This window comes from Pseudoalteromonas sp. A601, from assembly GCF_002165575.1.
Lineage (GTDB): Bacteria > Pseudomonadota > Gammaproteobacteria > Enterobacterales > Alteromonadaceae > Pseudoalteromonas.
Map to the genome: position 1 here is coordinate 1 of NZ_MXQF01000006.1, position 18,584 is coordinate 18,584.

Genomic DNA, 18,584 nt, shown 5'->3' on the forward strand with positions numbered 1-18,584 from the left:
AGAAGGGCTTGCCCCGGGGATGTTTATTTATACTGATAAACTGTTTTCTTCTGACGCACATTTTAATGATTTACGCGATGCCTTAAAAGGCACTCCATATGAACATCGTATCCTTCTAATGTCAGAAGTTGGAATAACAAAAGAAAAAGAAACGGGGCAGTTTAGGTCTCAAATGATAGTCACTTAACAAGCGCTTTAAACGGAACAAAAACAGTTGGTTAGGTTCCGCTTCGCTCCACATTATAACCAACAATTTTTGTCCGCTTAAGCGGGCGTTAGCACTTTCGCAAGTTTCGTTATCAATCAAATTTAAGGATCAAAATGTCAAAGATTGAATTACCAGCAATTATAGAAAATACACAACCTACATTAATCGCTATTACAAAAGCTTTAGGTGTTCCAAGAGATCTACTTGCATCAGATGATGAAATTGAAAATGCATGGGAAAGCCTGCCTAGATTAATGAAAAAAATTCCTCCAGAATTAAGAACGGAGGGGCTTGCGAAAATGTGCGTAGCTGTTTCAACAGGCCTATTTGATAGTGCGATTAACTACATTTGGAATTCCTCAGTTATTGAGTTGCGTGATAAAGTTAAACGTTTTGGTTTAAATGTAGTGGAACAAGTTACTGATAGATCTAATTTCGATGAAAGAGTTCTATTAGAAATGAAAGATGCTGAGTTACTTACTCTTTGTCTTAAATTGAACCTGATAACAGAAGATGGTTATTTCTTCTTAGATCAATGTCGAGATATTCGAAATAATTTTTCTGCTGCACATCCTGTAGTTGGTCAAATTGATGATAGTGAATTCCTTTCTTTTGTAAATAGATGTGCTAAATATGCTCTAGGCAATGAAAATAACCCTGTAGGGGTAAACCTTCAAGCATTTATACAGGCATTAAAATCAGGCCGCTTTGAAGCAGAGCAAAGAAAACAGTGGGTTAAAAGAGTTAAAAGAACCCATGAAGCTCAAAGAAATTTATTACTAATCACGCTTCACGGTATTTATTGTGACCCAGATGGTAATGAGAAATCTCGTTTAAATGCAATTGACATATGTTCAGCTATCCAAGACGACTTTACGCCTAAAAATAAAGAAGATTTAATTGATAAGCACGCTGAGTATGCGGCGAAAGGTGATGATAAGAGACATAAAGCATCTCAACAGTTTTTTGAAAAGCTAAGAATGCTTGCGTTACTCGATGAAAATGAATGGCATGCATTAATTTCAAATACATGTAAAAAGTTAATAGGTGTTCATCAGTCATTTGATAATTTTTATAATGAACCACCATTTGCGGATAGGTTACTTGAATTGTCTCAGCAAGGAGAAATCCCCGATACTGTAAAAAATTCCTTTGTTAATGCAATTGTAATGTGTGCCATTGGCAATCAGTGGGGAACATCTGAATCTGCGTATGGTAGTTATAAAAAGATGGTTGAAGGTTTTTCGCCAAGTGAAATACAAATTATGCTTCAATTACCAGATCGTAAAAGCATTATTTCTCAAAGAATTAAGTCATATAAACGCTGTAAAAATAAATTTATAGATTTGGTGAAAAGTTTAGAGTCAGCATCTGTACCAACCAATGCAAAAACATTATATAAAAAGTGGTCGGTGTAAAAAGTGCTAACAAGTTGCTCAAACGGACACGTACAGTTTGCTCGCGCTTCGCGCATTTTAGCAAATTGTACTTAGCCGCTTAGCAAAGCGTTGAGGCTGTAGAATTACTCTTTTTTAAGAAAAACAGCTTGTTTTATGGGTTCCAAATGCATTACCTAATGCTTTAAAAACGCTTAGAGTTAATTATAGGAGCTCGTTTTTTAATTGAATTTGGCTGTTAGAGTAATTCTACAGCCTCGTTAGCTGCCTACTAAGGTTTTGTGAAATATTTAACGTTTTGTACCAAAAAGGAATAACATAATTAAATTAGTTTTTTATATTATTTTCGCTGCTTTAGCGTCTGGCTGTACTTCGGTTGGTAGTTACATCATATCAAACCCTGATATTTATTTGTCAGAGGCAGAATTTATCAAAGCTGAGCCTGAAGAAATTGGTTTCACAAGACATGAGTTTTGCTCACAGAAAAAAAAGGTGTGTATTCCATATTTATCTGCGTCTCCATATTTCTCTGAAGATTTCCCAGCGGGTAGCTCTGTTTATTACAACCTTCATGCAATAGGCAATGGAGTAGAAAATACAATATCTCACACGATGACACCGGATACTTTTAACCGCATAAACGGAACAGCCGTTATACTGCATGGATATGGCGGGAATAAAGAAGTAATGATGGCTACTGCGATTTATTTTAGGGCACTTGGCATGAATGTGGTGATTCCTGATTTATTTGGTCACGGTGAATCAAATGAAAAGTTTGCCTTTGGCTCTCGAGAGCATCATCTACTCTCTCAACTTATCCGTCAAATGACAGATAAAAAGGAAAATAAAGAATTACTAGTTGTTGTCGGACACTCAATGGGAACTCTAACTGCAAGTAATTTACTGACATATGAATATGTAGATGCGGCTATTTTGCTTGCTCCTATGATGAGATTCGATCTTGCTGCAAAAGAATATCTACCAAATAAATCCCCGATGCTAAGTAGCTTTTTTTCTAAACACATAGATAATATCGTAACTCACGCAATGGAAGACGCTTCAGTTAAGCTAAAAGAAACAGATATTTTAATTAATTTAAATGAAAGCAATAAGCCAGCTTTATTGGTAAATTCAAATATTGATTCAGTTTCACCGCCAAATTACTTTTCAACTGTTAAAAATAAGCAATTAACAAAACTTATTTTTGAAAATCGTGCTCATTCAAGCTTAATGGTTTTTAATAAAGAAGACTCTAGCAAAATTGAAAAGTGGTTGTTCAATCTTTAAATGGTTACGGCAGCAGCTAACAAGCTGTTTAACAAGGACAAAATACAGTTGGCTTTTGCTCCTTCGTCGCTTCTTCTAGCCAACTATATTTTGCCTATTAACAGAGCGTTATGCATAAGGGGGGATCGATGAATAAAATATTTTCTCTGATATTAGCTACTTCACTTTTTGGCTGTGGGGCTACTTCCCCAGTTAAGGAGGAACTCGGGTATGAAGGTCACAATTCGAATGGGGTGGCTGTCTCAGAGCTGTTGGAGCAATTGAAATCGAATCCTGATGTGCAAGTAAGAGTTGAGCGTGGTTGGCAAATCGCAGAAGTTAAGTCAGAAAGGGCGTTGTATTCATTTACGCCAGAAACGCATCCGGCTCACCCTTCGTATGTAAAACGTGAAGTAATACAGAAGGAAGGTTCTATTTATATTGAAACTAGTGCTCGTTGCGGTGCTGGTAAAAACGTTTGCGACCAGCTTGTAAGAGACTTTATTGAGCTAAACAATAAGGTTAAAAAAAGTGTCGGCGGCAAGTAATGCATAATCGGGTAGCCGGAGGTCTCTAACCTCCAGCCCCCACACCACCCATCATGCGGGTCCGCAATGGGCGGTTCATCTCCCGTAATGAATATTGACCCAAATATCTCTCAATGACACTAAACCTTGTGATGCTAGATAGTCATTACCTAGTGCAATGTTAATTCCTTTTGTTTTTGAGCTTCTACAAGGGCCCTTGCTAGTGATACCACAGGCTATGGCGAGTCGTTCGCTAACACCCAATTTCATTAAACTGCGTACTTTAGTGCGTGCTATTCCTTATAAATAGCGCCATTGGCGCCAGTAGCACATTCTTGTTTATGTGGACCTAGTGTTCTAAATCCACTGTTAGCAAATTTAAATGAAAGTTAAAATAGATAGTCCAATGGGGCGACGGCAGCTTTTAAAAAGGAATGGCAAACGACTTGATTCTATAGAGCCTGCTTTTAAATAAAAAGCGGAATATTACAGTCAATAAAGGCATGAATAAATTGACCTTACGGGGTCAAACGAAAGTGAATGCTCAGTGGCAGCTGTATTGCCTTGTTCATAACATAGAAAAGCTGCAAAACACGATGCATTAAGAAGGAAAAGCCCTTTTAACGTAAAATAAAGCCACGCAAACTCCGCAATTCCTTCCAAAACACCAATTAAAACAACCGCAAATTTTCTTCTTATATTTTATATAAAATAGCGATAACTGATTGAACCAAAATAGGAACTCGGCTATGGTGGATTCATCAATAAAAATAAATTTAAAACGAGTTAATCTACAGGCTCGTTATAGGGCTCTCGAAAATGGAGTATTTAATTAAATGAAATTATATGTCTTGGACAAATCATCCAATGAAAAGACATACTTAAAGCAATCTGCAAGCTCTAAGGAAGAGCTTGCAAACTTACTTGGTGCTAAAAGGTTTCGTCTTGACGATAAAATTTATTCTGTAAATGAAGTTATTGCAGAGGCGGATGAAAATACAGCTGGAGCTATGGCAGCTGGTGGAGTTATTGGTGTTGTCGGAGGAGTTCCCGGAGTAATTATCGGCGGTCTAATAGGTGCATTACTTGGTAACAGCTCCGACAATGAAGACAAATTAAAGACAGAAAAATTCAATAGGAGTCAAGTGTGACTCCAGAAAAACTAAATTTTAAGCTAATCGGTGTTTTTCTCCTCCTCATGACCCTGTCAGTTCTTCTTATCCTAAACAAAGAACCGACCATGTTGCTCGTCAAATCAGTCCTAGAATGGAAACAGCTTAACGCCACGTTATGGTTAGGCTTTTTTTCGTGCTTCATTGTTCATTATTTATCCATAAAAAAAGAAACTGGTTATGTAGGCGGCCTCATCTTTAGTCACTTTGGCAAGTTTGCCGACACCGCGTTTGCAATAATTACTTACGGGCTAGCATCAACAACATCAGCTGCAATATTAAAAGGGGTTTATGTACAGCAATTCTTTGGTGAAAGAGTATATTTTCAAAACTTTGATCAAATTGATATTTATTCAATGCTCGTTGTTTGTATTTTCCTCCTAGGCTATTCACTGTACGCTGCTTTTGCCGCTCTTAAAAATGCTGTAATTCTTTCAAAATCAGAAACAGCTATTCCAGTTAATGAGTAAGCCTTATAACAAGTGACTATGGTGTCAATTCCTAATTTCAAACCATTATAGGATCCCACATGACACCATCTCTCACCATCGAATTAATGATTACTATAAGCTTTCTTAGACAGGCAATAATTGCCACTTTTTTAGGTTTACCTGCCGCGACTAGCCGATGATAAATAGCTTTAAATTTAGGGTTACACTGGATAGCTGACATCATTAAATAAAGAAGACACCCATCCTAAAGTTTGTATTTCGCCAATTTTTTACTAAAGTTTAATTAGTCTAAAAAATAAACAGGGTGAAATATGGCTACTGCAAGAAAACGGCAAGTAAGTTTGGCAGATACAAAGTATTATCACTGTATTTCACGTTGCGTTCGGCGTGCATTTTTATGTGGTGAAGATCATTTTACTGGCCAATCCTACGAACACCGCAGAGGCTGGGTTGAAGATAAGCTATTAGAGTTAGCCAAGGTATTTTGTATTGATGTGTGTGCTTATGCCGTAATGAGTAACCACAGCCATTTAGTACTCTATGTTGATGATAAAAAAGCAAACAGGTTGAATGACAAAGCAATTGTTATTCGCTGGCATAAACTGTGTAAAGGCACCTTGCTAACGCAGAAATACGTACAAGGTGAGAAGCTAAGCAAATCAGAGCTCATCTTTTTTAATCAAACGGTCAAACAGTATCGCGAACGCTTATCAAACATTAGCTGGTTTATGCGGTTGCTAAATGAAGATATAGCGCGCAAAGCGAATAGGGAAGACAACTGCACAGGCCGGTTTTGGGAAGGTCGCTTTAAATCACAAGCTTTGTTAGACGAAGCAGCACTTGCAGCATGTATGGCCTATGTAGACTTAAACCCCATTAGAGCGAAAATGGCTAATACCCTAGAAGAGTCTGACCATACCAGTGTTCAAAAACGTTTAACAAGCGCGACAGAAGGTAAGCAACCTAAACAGTTACTTCGCTTTGCAGGTATGTCGCGTCAAATAATGCCTAAAGGACTGCCATTTGAGGTTAAATCATACCTTGAACTAGTTGAGTTAACAGGACGAATAATACGGGAGGATAAACGAGGGCATATTGATAATTCTTGTCTTCCTTTACTAGAAAGATTAAATATATCCCCAGAAAACTGGTTAAAACTAACCACTCAATTTACACGTGTGTTTCATGGTGCTGTAGGCAGGGCATCATCACATGAAAGTTATTGTGAAAACCTCAACCGCAAACGGCGAACAAACATGAGTAACTGTGAAAAGTTATTCGGATAGAGCGAAATCCCCATAAGAAGTACTTTCACTGCATAATGCAGGTATTCTCATGTCTGTTATTTAAGTTTTACACGAAATTCACTTATTTTGAAACATAAGCTAGTTTCACAAAGTGATATGTGCGTACATTCAGCATTTAAATTTTAATTTTGTAGTGCTATTTGAATAATTTAAAGTGGGTGTCATTGTAGTTGTTTACGGTGGCCGTTAGATCACATGACTTCGCTATCTTGTGCTAGCTCATCTCCAGCCTACGCCTCATATGATGTTTTTGTTCATCAGCTCGCACTTACGTTTATAAAGAATGCTAGCGGCTTCTTCCCGACTATTTCTCGCGATTTAGCCCTTGCCATTCGCGAGTGTCTATCGTTTAATAACAGTATGTTATTTAAACGGTGATCTTCCTACAGAGGACTTTCACCTCATAAGTCAATGCCCATGTCGGGCGTACACAAGAGAATCCAGGTGACGCCTACGGCGCACCTGATTTTGGCGTTTTATGGTTCTTTTGAATATGGAGTGTTCATCAAATTTTGATCTGGTTAATTATATTTTGTGAGGTGGGATTCTGGATTTTTTTGTTTGGTGGTCTGTTTGTACGTTATATAATAAAACTTCCAAAACTTGGTAGTTCCCTGCTTTTATGTGTCCCACTCTTAGATGTTATTTTACTAGTTGCAACAGCATATGATTTGCGTTCTGGTACAACCGCAGAATTTGCACATGGACTCGCAGCAGCATATTTAGGGTTTACATTAGTATTTGGCCATGGCGTGGTGAAGTGGGCGGATAATTATTTTGCCTATAAATATAATGGGCAAAACAAACCTCATGAAAAATATGGTTGGACTTACACTAAGTATGAATGGGGACAATGGTTTAAAGGCATACTGGCCTGTTGTATCGCTAGTGTTATATTGTATTTGGCTATAATTTTTGTAAATAATGAGATTAAAACAGAAGCACTTAAAGATTGGATGTACATATTACCATCGCTCATGTTTTTTTGGTTTTTGTTTGGACCACTCTGGTACACAATATTTCAAAAAACTAAGCCCCAAATTACCAGTGAATAATATACAAACCATAATCGGGTAGCCGGAGATCTCCTCCAGCCCCACACCACCCATCTTGCACTTTTTATTAACAGGAAGTGCAATGGGCGGTTCATCTCCCGTAATGAATATTGATCCAAATATCTCTTAATGACGCTAAACCTTGTGAAGCTAAGTAGTTATTGCCTAGCGCAATGTTAATTCCTTTTGTTTTTGAACTTCGACAAGGGCCCTCGCTTGCAAGCGCCTACTCTTGGTACTGGTGATACCACATGTTATGACTAGTCTCTCACTGACCCCCAATTTCATTAAACTGCGTATTTTAGTACGTGCTATTCTTTAATAGAGAGCGCCATCGCCGCCAGTAGAACACCCTTATCCTACGGCGGATCCAATGATTTAAATCCACTGCTAGCTAATTTAAATAAAGGTCAAAATAGACAGCACAATGGGGAGACGGCAGCTTTTTATTGAAGTAATGGCAAATGATTTGATTGTATAGAGCCTGCTTTCCTTTAAATAAAAAGCGGAATATTACAGTCAATAAAGGCATGAATAAATTGACCTTACGGGTCAAACGAAAGTGGATGCATTCACTTGATTCTGCGGCAAATGTATTGCTTAGTTCATAATATAGAAGGCTGTAAAACACGATGTATTAAGAAGGGTAAGTCCTTATTGGAGTTTTTCAAGTTAGTTGTCGCCTCGAGAGAACAGAACAAACAACAAAATATGCCTGTCCTTTTTATTTGGCTGTAAGCCTAATAACCCCTCTGGGTATATGCACGAGCTTACCCCATAGTTGAGGTAAGCTCGCAAAGTTATTTTAGAAAGTCCAGTTTAGTCCCACATAGTAACGACGACCGTTAGTCCATTCGTTAACATATACCTTGTCTAAATGGTTTTCATAGTAAGGTTTAAGCTCTTCAACAGAAATGCCACTTGCTTCAGATAATATAGCAAATGCAGCATCGCCAGTCACTGATGATTCAACAATGTTATTGCCATTATCATCAGTTGCAATAACACGGTTACCCGTTGGTACACCATCATCACCAATTTCATCTACCCACTTCATATTATTAATGACTGGATCATTGACAATTTGTGAACGATCTAAGTAGTGCACGACATTTTCGTTGGTCAAGTTGGTCACAGCGAAACTAGCTACTACGTTATCCATGATTTGATAGGTCGCTTTAAAGTCTAATTGCGAGCGAGCGTCTGTGTAACGTATTCCCTCGCTATCGCTTTGGTTAGCAAATTCACTACGATAGTTATACGAAAGTCGTGCTGAAAACGTTTCATTTTCAAAATACACAGAGGCATTTAACGTATCTTGAGATTGACCAAACATAGGTTCCGATTGAACGGTTGTCTTGGTGCTAAAGCCTGTTACTTCAAAATAATCACGTTGTGATGGGTCGCTCACATGCGTTTCAACATCGCTCATATCGCCGACTTCATAGGCGAATGTAGAGTTGGTGAACATCTGATCTGGTACGTCAGTGTAGGTATAGTTCACCAAACCACCAAAGCCATTGCCAAAGTCGTGTTGAAGTTGCATCTCAAGACCTTTAACTTTTTGTTCTCCGGTATTGAAGTAAGAACTGACAACGTAGTCACCAAAAACAGGGTAGCCGTTATTATCCGTTCTGCCTTCGTCTCCTAAATAATCTAAGTTTTGCACTTTAGATGTTGCGCGTACCATATCCTTGATATCTTTTTGGAACGCCGTAACAGAGAATATTGAAGACTTATCAAAATACCACTCAACCCCAATTTCACTGTTAATTGAGGTGTAAGAGCCAAGATCTGGATTACCCACCGAGCCCCTACGTTGTGAGTCCATAGCTAAACGCTCGGCTAAACCTTCTTCGGTTAGGTCTTGCTGGCGTCCATCGTTATATAACCTATAACGTTCGGTGGCTAGGTAAAAGGTGCTTCTCATCTGGTTTAGGCTAGGGTGAGAGATATTTTTCGACGCGGCAGCTCTTAAAATCAGATCATCGGCCAAATCATAAGAAATATTAAAGCTCGGTAAGTAATCTTTTGTGCTACTGGTTTGTACTAATGGTGCGTAAATATTAAAGCCGGCCAACTGTTCTACATAACCTGCTTCACTTGAATCTAAAGGGTAAGATAACGGCTGGCCATTTTCATCTTTGGCTACTTCATTACCGATAGATTCACGTTCGGTGTCTACAACACGTAAACCGACATTACCGCGAAATTTTTCGCCGCTAAAGTTGGCCATGGCATAGTAAGCTAAATATTCTTCGTTTACATCGTAATAGTCACCAGCAGATTCCGTCATACCTGAGCGACAACCGTAATAGTTATTCGGGCCAGAGTAGGCGGCAATGGTGTCTTCACAACTGCCTTTGTTTGGCGTGCCTTCTGAGTGTAATACTAAAAAGTGATCGTTGAGTAGTGCATCTCGCTTATTCTGATCAATAGCAAAATATTCATCTGGGATATCATGGCCGGCGGTATCTAAGCCTGATACGGTGCCGCCTGCAATTTCTCCGGCTAAAATAACTGGGAACGCGCTGACTTCGTTGGAATAACCGTGAAATCTTGCATCTTCAGTAAAGTAGTCTTCAGTGTGGTTTAGCTTACGAAGTTTGCCACCAAATTTCACACTGTCAATGTAGAACTTGTTGTCCAGTTCCCAAGTGATATCAGCCTGAAAGAAGTCTTCGGTATTTTCACGGTAGCGAGCTGTGTTGCGTAAACCACCCGTTAGCAAGTAAAACTCATTGGTTGGGGCAAGTAAGAAGTTTTGGGCGCGCTGCTGTGCAGCTGCTAATTCATCACCAGTTAAAGAAGGGTCGGCTTCTACACCCCAATATACTTTACCTGTATCAGGGTTATAACCGTAGCCGAGGTTGACACCTTCATAGGTTGGAATTTTAAGGGCTGTATCATCACCAGAATAGGGGGTTTCAGAGTCGCCATATCGGCTAGCTAGGGTGGTTGCACGATCTAACACGGTGCTTTCAGCGCTTGTGCGTCCTGCTTGAAGTTTAATCTCAAATTGGTCTGCCGTGTAGTCCATAGTAAGATGGACTCTACTTTGATCGGTTTCGGTACCGCTGCGATCATTGGAATCCCTACGCACCATTTCACCCCATGTAGCTGGGTTCGTACGATAGCCATTGCCATCCCAAATTTCACCAGCATTACCCACTAAGTATACGCCATCAACAGGATAGGTTGCTGATAAAACAATATCTTGAACGGGATCCATTACTAACCGAGGATCAACACCGGGTACACCATTACTATAGAGTAGCTGACTGGCTCTGTAGGTTTGCGCGTATAAGTTATCACTCTTATTGTCGCGATCTGAGCTGTTTTGGTTTAATTCAAGGTTAAAGTTTAGTGCATCGGTTGGCGCCCACTGTAAATTTATTGTTGTGTCAAGACGGCTTTCCTCAGTGGAAAAGGCTGGTGAATAAAGCATATTACCGATATTTAAAGGTGCGGTTTGGCCTAAACCGCCATCTCTACGGCTACCCCAGAAGAGCCCCCAATCAGGATCTATATAAGTGGGATTCATCACTTCATCAAGCTGCCCCCAATTTTGGGTGTTATTGTTCCAGACGCCCGAGTTATTTGACTCAACGCCAGCTTGGGCAAATGGCCAGTACCCTTCGTATAGTCCATCAGCATTAAAGCCATTACCTGCTACGGCTTCTAAGTCACCATAGGTATAACCATTTAAGGCCATATGGCGAGTGACAATTAAGTTATGCCCACTCATATGTCTTAACTTAATATCACTGCTTAAACATTCTTCGGTTGGACAATCGATAGGATCAGTTTTTTGAAAGCCTGTACCACTGCCTACGCCACCTGATTCAAAACCAGAGCGTAATGCATTACGTTGTTGTAAGCTGACGCTAATTGACGCACCAAAAGTTTGTTCGTCATTGACAAAGTTATATGCGGTGGAAACTTGTGGCGATGACTTTTCTGAAGAGTCGTTGTATTCCGCTTCAACATTGAAGTAACCATAACCATCTTCCTGCTCTAACGGTTTTTTGGTATGCAATACAACGGTGCCACCAATACCGCCAGCGTCTAAGTCAGCGCGCGCTGACTTGTATACTTCAATTTTCGATACTTGATCAGCAGGGATGTTAGAAAAGTCAAAAGCATTGCTCTCCGACTGACCGGGTAAATAGGAAACAGATTTTGCTGATTGGCCATTAACTAGGGTATTTGTTAGTTCAGGTGATGTGCCTCGAATTGAAACTTTTGAGCCTTCTCCAAATTGCCGCTCAATTTGCACCCCTGCAACACGTTGTAAAGCTTCGGCCATATTTTTGTCAGGATTTTTGGCAATATCCTCGGTATTAATGGAGTCAACAACGGTATCAGCAAAGCGTTTATTGTTTAAGTTCTCACGCAATGAAGAGCGAATACCGGTTACTTGAATAACCTCTATTTCTTCCTGTGATTTATTTTCTAATATTTTATTTGCTGTTTTCTCTGTATTAGATTGCTCCGCGAAAACAGTGGTAGAGACACTAGCAGTAAAAAATATAGCCGAATGAAGTGCAACGGTTATTCTGGATAAGCGTGGTTTCATGTTTTTCCTATTGATTTATTTGTTATTTTAATGCCATCGCACCTTTTCTATGAAAGGTTTATTACGAATGACCCCTTGAACAACTCTATTGTTACTGAATTGAAGTATTAATATAGTGTAAAAAAAATAAATATCAAGAATATAATATTCTAACTACTTTATTTGTTCTTTTATTTTATATTCTTGTGAAAAACGAGATACTGAATATATGGGGTCATCGGATGCTACTGCGCCGCAGTACAATAAATAAAATAGGACAGCCATAAAAATTTTTGCAAGAATCATAGTATCAACTACTGTTGTTATACATAGCTAAATAAGGTTGGTATTTTATGACTCGCGCAAGAAAATAGCTGATTGATTTAGCATCCACATCTTATTATCACTTAATCTCACGGTGTGCTAGGCGAGCGTTTTTGTGTGAAGATGATAAAGATACAGATACAGGTAAAAACTGTGATCATCGTCGGGAGTGGCTAGTAGCACGGATAAAGCTATTAAGTAAGTATTTGCCATAGAAATTGCCGCCTACGCGATAATGAGCAATCACTACCACCTTGTTGTGAATGTCAATAGACGTCAGGCACTTGATTAGTTTGATGATGAAGTAATTAACCGCTGGTATCAGCTTTACAATGGTCATGTTTTGGTTGATCGCTGCTAAAATGGAGAGAAGTTAGATAAGGTAAGTGACTTATTTTTTAATGAAGTTATCGCAAAATGGCGAGAAAGATTGTATGACATCAGCTGATATATGAAAAACCTCAATGAGTACATTGCCCGTGAGGCCACTGAAGAAGATAACTGCACAGGAAAGTATTATTCGCAGCCATCCCTGGCGCTCACCCTTCGGGCTGCCTAACGGCATTCAAATTTATTTCCTATTAATTTGTGGGAAGGGCCTTTCCTTTTGTTAAAGATCAATCACAAGCATTATTAGATGAAACCGCAGTGCTTAGTTGCATGGCCTACGTTGATTTAATCCTATCAGAGCAAACATGGCCGATACGCTTGAAGACAGTGATTTTACGTCAATTCAAGAGCGTATAGCGCATTTCAAAGCTCAAGCCATTTGGCGGCAACCACATTAAAGACACGCTCCCTTTTGCCTTATTGGATTACATTGAATTAGTCGATTGGAGTGGCCGTCATATAGCTCCAAAGAAAAAAGGACATATCAACAAGGTTGTACCAAAAGTGTTGCTCAATTTGAATATAGAAGAAGCGCACTGGCTTGAATCAATTCAACGTTTCAGGCAGCAAACAACGGTTAAAGCAACAAGCTGCAACCAATGACGTGAAATGGTACAAAAGCGCAGGTTGAGTGAAAAGTGAAAGTCTCTTCAAGTGAATTGTCAAAAAAATACAATTAAGTTATTGATAAAAATCAAATCTCTAGATCATATTTACTGCCTAAAATTCATTCCAAGCTACTTAACTCTACGTTTTGCAACAAACATTGCATAAAAAATAATTCCAACGTTATCCACGATGAGAGAGTTGTTAAATTTTTAACCACAAAATATGCCAGTCCTTTTTATTTTATACTTTACGTAAAATCGACGTAACTAATTGAATAAAAATAGGAACTCGGCTATGGTTAATGCATCAATAAAAATAAATTAAAAACGTGTAATTCTACAGGCTCGTTATACGTTTAGTCAGGATTGGAGTTCAATGGACGATCAAGCAATTAAAATTCAACGAAGTGGGTACCTGATAAAAGCTTTGATGTTATTTGTAATGTATTTACAAGTGGCTCAGTATTATCAAACAAACATTTTGGACTTTGGCGAAATAGCTGCCACCTTTGGAATACTGTGTTTCTTTCGTGGTCTTCTGCTAAACCCATTATTACTGGCATCTCCTTTAAAAAGTTGTTTTAAATCAGGCTTCAGATTTACCAAAAGTAGTTATAAATATTTTCTACTTGCTGTAGTTTTAATAGCAGTTGGTGCATTGTAAAAAAATGTACAACACATATGAGCCTTAACTCTATCAATAGGCACTAGTATTTTATTTGACCGTTTTTATACAGTGGCGGTCAATTCCAAATCAACTCTAATTCAATAAGTAAATTCGTTTACTTCGTCTGTCGATGTGGTTATTAAGCAAGTTGCTTACGGCAAACACATTTAGGGTGCGTTACGCAGTAATCTCTTATTGCGATCTCATCGCAGCTAGGCTTTTCCTATATCCTTTTGGGGTTGCTGGAGCACTACGACTAAATGGATTGATGTTTTATGTAAGTTGCAACATTTTGCAATCATCACTTATGCAGTAGACCCTTCAAGGTTCGCTGGGATGTTTCCTGCACGTTTTAAGTTAGACACCTTACAAATCAACGATGAAGAAAAAGCGCTTATTTCAGTAGTACCATTTATTGATGTTGACTTTACTTCCGCAGTTTATCCATTTCCTAAATTTACTATGGGGCAAACCAATTACCGGATCTATATAATAGATAAGCAAACCAATGAACGCTGTGTTTGGTTTTTGGGAACCACGTTAGATTCATGTACTCTCGCAGTACCCAGGTTACTTTGGAATTTACCTTGGTACCCAGGTAAAGTTAAGTTTGATTGTGCGTTTGATGAAACAGAACAAATATACCGTAAATATAAAATGACGACAGAAGCTGCCTGGGCTCCTGTAAGCGTCGAACTAACACAGAGCAAAGATGCAAAAATTGAATTGTTGGGATTCCCTGATACGCAAACGGGGCTTGTGTATTTAACGCATCCATTAGCTGGCTTTTATTATCGTCATGATGGAAAACTAGGTACTTATAGGGTGTGGCACAAGCAATTAGAAGTAGCTTCTGCAAACGTCAATTTAGCTCGTTTTGGCTTATTATCTCGCTTAGGTTTAGTTACAGAAAAAGAGCAACAATTACCGCACAGTGTGCTAATTGAGCCGACAAATGAATTCACTATTTACTTACCGCCAAAAGTAGTGAAATAAAAATATATTATTCAAATTCATTTAAAGAGTGTTTTGAAAACTTAGGTATCACCACCTCTAAAGTAGCAATGACGAATGTTAGTTATACCCGAACAACAAACTAGTTTACTTTGAAATACCACGCGATTATAAAATCGCGTGGTATTTATTATGGCTTATGAGTTAATACGTCCATTTAATTGTAAAGTCGATATTTTGAGGCTCACCGTAGTTGGCAAAATCAATATTAGCCCAATATTTTTCGTCAGTTATATTGGTTGCACTTAGTGTTGCATTCCATGAATGATTAAAGCGCCAGTTAGCGTATAAGTTAACCAGCATGTAAGCACCTTGTTGGTAAGTTACGCCTTCACTTTCTAGTGGATGATTCACACCATATCCAGTGATTTCACTTTGCCAATTAATGCCGCCACCTATATTTAATTTATCTAACGATCCTGTGAATTGATAATGCGTGGAAAGCTGAACAGAGTGCTCTGGTAAATTAGTCCATATGCGGTCATTCTCATTCCGTGTGGTGTCAACATAGGTGTATCCAGCATTGATCTGCCATTCATTGCTGATGCGGCCACTTAAACTAATTTCAACCCCTTTACTTTCAGTGCCATCAACACCTTTATAAGCAGAACTGCCATCTGGCAATGAGTAATCTGGCTGGGTTAGATCTCGTACACCGTAATTATCTTGTTTGGTATTAAATATGGCAAGGGTTGCCATAAGTTGACCATTATAAAATTCACTTTTAATACCTGCTTCTAAGTTGCTACCGAGTACGGGGGCAAGCAAGTTATTATTTTTATCTTTGTAGTTTTGTGGTGTAAAAATATCTGTGTAGCTTGTATAAAGGCTTGTTGCTGGTGTCAGATCATAAACAACACCTACATAGGGGGTAATTTCGTTACTTACTTTATAGTCACCAGTCGTATTGGCATAAGCTGAGTCTGTATCATAATTGTCGGTGCCTGTTTCCCAAGAGGTAACCCGTGCGCCCCCGACGAATGATAAGGCCTCGGTTACCCGAAAGCGCGTTGCCGCATAAAAACCATATTGATCTGTTTGGCTTGTTCGGTACGCCCCAGTAGTAGCATAGCTGGGTTTGGGGGCTTCACCATCATAATCCCACGCATTTGGTACATTGTAAGACCAGTCAGATAGTGAAGAGTAACCTAAGCTTGTTGATTCATGTTGGCTAATGTTAAGGCCGAACATGAGTTCATGCTCACGCTCAAACAAACTGTAACTGCCCGTAAGGTACAAATCTAGGCTGTCGCGCGTGTCTTCAGTAGAGCCCACTGCACCTCGTAAGAATACCCCTTCACCAGTGTCACGATCAGGCAAACCAGAGGCATAAACACGCAAACTTTCAAGCTCACCTTCGGTGTGGTTTAACGCTGCTCGTAATTGCCAATAGTCGTTGAAGTGGTGTTTTACATCAGCAAATACAGTAGATGATTCTCGTTGCCATTTAGTCCACTTAGGCGCATAGCTGGTGGTAACTGGTAAGTTTGCTTCGTTACCATCACTGGCAAAAATTGGGATGGTACCCCATGTACTTCCCTCGGGGTTATTATCTTGGTTTTGATAACCCAATGATACTGTTGTGTTTTGGGTAATGTCGGCTTCAATAATGCCCATCATAGCTAACTTGTCTTCTTGATAACGCTCAAGATAACTATCAGAATCTTGATAAGCAACGACTAGGCGACTTCTAACGCTGCCATCTTCGGTTAGCGGTAAAGAAATATCGGCAACACCACGGCGTCGATCCCATGAGCCAATGCCTGCAGATATAGACGCGTCGAACTCTTGTTTTGGGCGCTTTCGTATCATATTAACCGTGGCCGAAGGTGAACCAACACCACTTAATAGGCCATTGGCACCACGGATCACTTCGACTTGTTGATAGAGTGAGGTGTCGTATTCTTGATTGGTTGAGCCACTATAAGTTGGAATGCCATCTACTTGGAAGTCGGTAATTTGAAAGCCTCGAGCAAAGTAGAGCGGGCGCTGACTATCATATTTTGTGACATTCACCCCTGGTACATTCAGCATTATATCGTTTATGTCAGTAATACCGCTTAAATCCATCAGTTCGCGCGAAATACTCGTAACAGACTGCGGTAGCTCTTTGGCTGACAGTGGTATTCTAGTAGGGTTTTGACTTGAAAAAGGGGAGCTTTTTACCTCTATAACTTCTATATCTTGGTTGTTTTTGTTTATATCTTTAGCTTCTTGCGCCAAAAGTGCTGGTCCATAAAGAGCCGCTGTAATAGCTAAGGCTAAAGAGTATCGATTTTTTTTAAAACAGGGAGCTGATGTCGTTGACGTGTTTTGCAAGCTGTGTTCGTTGTTAAAGCTCATGTATCTATTTTCCCTTAAAAGATTACGTTAATGATAATTGTTTGTATTATCTTGATTTGAGGTCTACGAGTCAATCGAAGATCCAGCAAAAAAGGTAAGAAAGATAAATAAACAGCTATGGTATTGATGACTATAATGAAATAGTTAAGGGCAAACTTAGATAGCAGTAAGTGTTCGTTAATAGAAGGTATAGTAGTTTAGAGTACCTAAATATTTGCGAATATAGGAGTACAGATGGGGTTGTTCAGAGGTATGTTTGCGATATTTAGCACGCTAATTTTATTGAGCGGCTGTGATAAGTTTGACGATAAAGTTGAGGTGTCTGCTGAGCAGCATGCTTATTTACTGCCTGATCGCCAAACACAAAATGCTCAGTTACAGCAGCAATCGGCTAATGGATTATCTCATGAGCAACTTTATCAACGCGCTTTGAGTTTATGGCCTATTGATTATCGTGAGTTAAGTATTCCTACTTCACTTGGTCAAGCTAGAGTTATTGTTGCGGGGCCTATAGAGGGAGAGCCTGTTGTACTATTACATGGTATGCAAGCAAACTCGGCCATGTGGTATCCCAATATTACAGCATTAGCAGAGCATTATCGGGTGTATGCTATTGATGATTTACTGGGCTCCGGTGGTTCGCTTGCCAATACTGATATTACGGACATGACGCAGGTAGTAAGCTGGTATCAAGAATTGTTTAATCTTATGGGGCTAGATTCAATCCATTTAGTTGGGGCTTCTCGCGGTGGATGGCAGGCAACAGCGATTGCTTTAGCAGAGACGCGTAGCGATTCGTCTCGTATTGCAAGCTTGGTATTACTTAGCCCAGCTCAAACCTTTGGGTGGATTGAGTTTAGCGGTGATCTACTGTCGAGCATTCTTTTTACGCTAAACCCTGAGCGGAATAAAGTGCATGAGAGCTTACAAAGTTTGTCGAGCAATGCACATCAGATTGACCCTGTATACCTTGATCAATATGTAGCAGCGCTGGATAACGACCCGGTACCCGATCTAATTACTGAGATACGGCCGTTTTCAGATCAACAGTTACAGCAAATAACCTTACCAACATTAGTTATGATTGGTGATAACGACATAATGAATAATCAAAATAGTCTTGATCGGGCAAGAAAAATGTTGAAATCAGTACAGGCTGAGCAAGTTCAAAGTGCGGGCCACTTTTTAACCGTCGATCAAGCAGAGCATGTAAACCGTGTGGTATTGGATTTCTTATCACAGTAAAATTTTTGCTCTTTACTTGTTTAAATAAGGTGGACAAGGCCATTGTTCAGT

The 18,584-nt window shown here is 39.3% G+C and carries 14 protein-coding genes and 2 pseudogenes; 12 read left to right on the plus strand and 4 right to left on the minus strand.

The window, feature by feature from the left end; genetic code table 11:
- The 7 genes from B5G52_RS22165 to B5G52_RS06170 form a co-directional block, all read left to right on the plus strand.
- Window positions 1-187: hypothetical protein (locus B5G52_RS22165; protein ID WP_217896162.1), on the plus strand; the 187-nt coding region annotated here is incomplete at its 5' end.
- Between the two features lie 134 nt (window positions 188-321).
- Complete coding sequence (locus B5G52_RS06140) at window positions 322-1,626, plus strand: hypothetical protein (RefSeq protein ID WP_087531791.1); 1,305 nt, start codon at window positions 322-324, stop codon at window positions 1,624-1,626.
- 390 nt (window positions 1,627-2,016) lie between these two features.
- A complete protein-coding gene (locus tag B5G52_RS06145; protein ID WP_254911151.1) occupies window positions 2,017-2,892 on the plus strand; it encodes an alpha/beta hydrolase in 876 nt (291 codons plus the stop codon).
- Window positions 2,893-3,020: 128 nt separating this feature from the next.
- Window positions 3,021-3,419 carry a molecular chaperone DnaJ gene (locus tag B5G52_RS06150; RefSeq protein WP_087531793.1) on the plus strand — a complete coding sequence of 133 codons (399 nt, stop codon included), beginning with the start codon at window positions 3,021-3,023 and terminating at the stop codon, window positions 3,417-3,419.
- 482 nt (window positions 3,420-3,901) lie between these two features.
- Window positions 3,902-4,003 carry a transposase gene (locus B5G52_RS22315; RefSeq protein ID WP_087531795.1) on the plus strand — a complete coding sequence of 34 codons (102 nt, stop codon included), beginning with the start codon at window positions 3,902-3,904 and terminating at the stop codon, window positions 4,001-4,003.
- 231 nt (window positions 4,004-4,234) lie between these two features.
- Entirely contained in the window at window positions 4,235-4,549 is a 315-nt protein-coding gene (locus B5G52_RS06165; RefSeq protein WP_087531796.1) for a hypothetical protein, read from the plus strand.
- Window positions 4,546-5,040, plus strand: coding sequence for a hypothetical protein (locus B5G52_RS06170; RefSeq protein ID WP_087531797.1), 495 nt, complete (start codon window positions 4,546-4,548; stop codon window positions 5,038-5,040). The genes B5G52_RS06165 and B5G52_RS06170 overlap by 4 nt, the downstream gene beginning before the upstream one ends.
- Window positions 5,041-5,077: 37 nt before the next feature.
- Here B5G52_RS06170 and B5G52_RS06175 read toward each other — a convergent pair.
- Window positions 5,078-5,257 (minus strand): annotated as a pseudogene (locus tag B5G52_RS06175) (IS110 family transposase); the annotation flags it as partial.
- A gap of 76 nt (window positions 5,258-5,333) precedes the next feature.
- Between B5G52_RS06175 and B5G52_RS06180 the strand changes: the two are divergent.
- Together B5G52_RS06180 and B5G52_RS06185 are read left to right on the plus strand one after the other, a co-directional pair.
- Window positions 5,334-6,308, plus strand: coding sequence for a transposase (locus tag B5G52_RS06180; protein WP_087531798.1), 975 nt, complete (start codon window positions 5,334-5,336; stop codon window positions 6,306-6,308).
- Window positions 6,309-6,841: 533 nt separating this feature from the next.
- Window positions 6,842-7,384, plus strand: a complete 543-nt coding sequence (locus B5G52_RS06185) for a hypothetical protein (protein ID WP_140394304.1) — start codon at window positions 6,842-6,844, stop codon at window positions 7,382-7,384.
- Window positions 7,385-7,475: 91 nt separating this feature from the next.
- On the opposite strand, the pseudogene B5G52_RS22320 reads toward B5G52_RS06185, so the two are convergent.
- Window positions 7,476-7,772: pseudogene (locus B5G52_RS22320) on the minus strand (hypothetical protein); the annotation flags it as partial.
- A 417-nt stretch (window positions 7,773-8,189) separates the two neighbouring features.
- On the minus strand, window positions 8,190-11,963 hold the full coding sequence (locus B5G52_RS06195) for a TonB-dependent receptor (RefSeq protein WP_087531800.1): 3,774 nt from the start codon (window positions 11,961-11,963) through the stop codon (window positions 8,190-8,192).
- A 1,677-nt stretch (window positions 11,964-13,640) separates the two neighbouring features.
- On the opposite strand from B5G52_RS06195, the gene B5G52_RS06205 reads away from it, so the two are divergent.
- Together B5G52_RS06205 and B5G52_RS06210 are read left to right on the plus strand one after the other, a co-directional pair.
- Window positions 13,641-13,928: a hypothetical protein gene (locus B5G52_RS06205; protein WP_087531801.1), complete on the plus strand. Its 288-nt coding sequence runs from the start codon at window positions 13,641-13,643 to the stop codon at window positions 13,926-13,928.
- 267 nt (window positions 13,929-14,195) lie between these two features.
- On the plus strand, window positions 14,196-14,927 hold the full coding sequence (locus B5G52_RS06210) for a DUF2071 domain-containing protein (protein WP_369679916.1): 732 nt from the start codon (window positions 14,196-14,198) through the stop codon (window positions 14,925-14,927).
- Between the two features lie 162 nt (window positions 14,928-15,089).
- Here B5G52_RS06210 and B5G52_RS06215 read toward each other — a convergent pair whose 3' ends face one another.
- Window positions 15,090-17,288, minus strand: a complete 2,199-nt coding sequence (locus B5G52_RS06215; RefSeq protein WP_087531803.1) for a TonB-dependent siderophore receptor — start codon at window positions 17,286-17,288, stop codon at window positions 15,090-15,092.
- 234 nt (window positions 17,289-17,522) lie between these two features.
- Between B5G52_RS06215 and B5G52_RS06220 the strand changes: the two genes are divergently transcribed.
- A complete protein-coding gene (locus tag B5G52_RS06220) occupies window positions 17,523-18,533 on the plus strand; it encodes an alpha/beta fold hydrolase (RefSeq protein ID WP_087531804.1) in 1,011 nt (336 codons plus the stop codon).
- Window positions 18,534-18,584: the final 51 nt, after the last annotated feature.

Excerpts from the sequence above, each read along its gene's own strand:
- B5G52_RS06140 (WP_087531791.1), top strand. The coding sequence starts at position 322 with ATGTCAAAGATTGAATTACCAGCAATTATAGAAAATACACAACCTACA.
- B5G52_RS06150 (WP_087531793.1), top strand. The coding sequence starts at position 3,021 with ATGAATAAAATATTTTCTCTGATATTAGCTACTTCACTTTTTGGCTGT.
- B5G52_RS22315 (WP_087531795.1), top strand. The coding sequence starts at position 3,902 with ATGAATAAATTGACCTTACGGGGTCAAACGAAAGTGAATGCTCAGTGG.
- B5G52_RS06165 (WP_087531796.1), top strand. The coding sequence starts at position 4,235 with ATGAAATTATATGTCTTGGACAAATCATCCAATGAAAAGACATACTTA.
- B5G52_RS06180 (WP_087531798.1), top strand. The coding sequence starts at position 5,334 with ATGGCTACTGCAAGAAAACGGCAAGTAAGTTTGGCAGATACAAAGTAT.
- B5G52_RS06195 (WP_087531800.1), bottom strand. The coding sequence starts at position 11,963 with ATGAAACCACGCTTATCCAGAATAACCGTTGCACTTCATTCGGCTATA.
- B5G52_RS06205 (WP_087531801.1), top strand. The coding sequence starts at position 13,641 with ATGGACGATCAAGCAATTAAAATTCAACGAAGTGGGTACCTGATAAAA.
- B5G52_RS06215 (WP_087531803.1), bottom strand. The coding sequence starts at position 17,288 with ATGAGCTTTAACAACGAACACAGCTTGCAAAACACGTCAACGACATCA.
- B5G52_RS06220 (WP_087531804.1), top strand. The coding sequence starts at position 17,523 with ATGGGGTTGTTCAGAGGTATGTTTGCGATATTTAGCACGCTAATTTTA.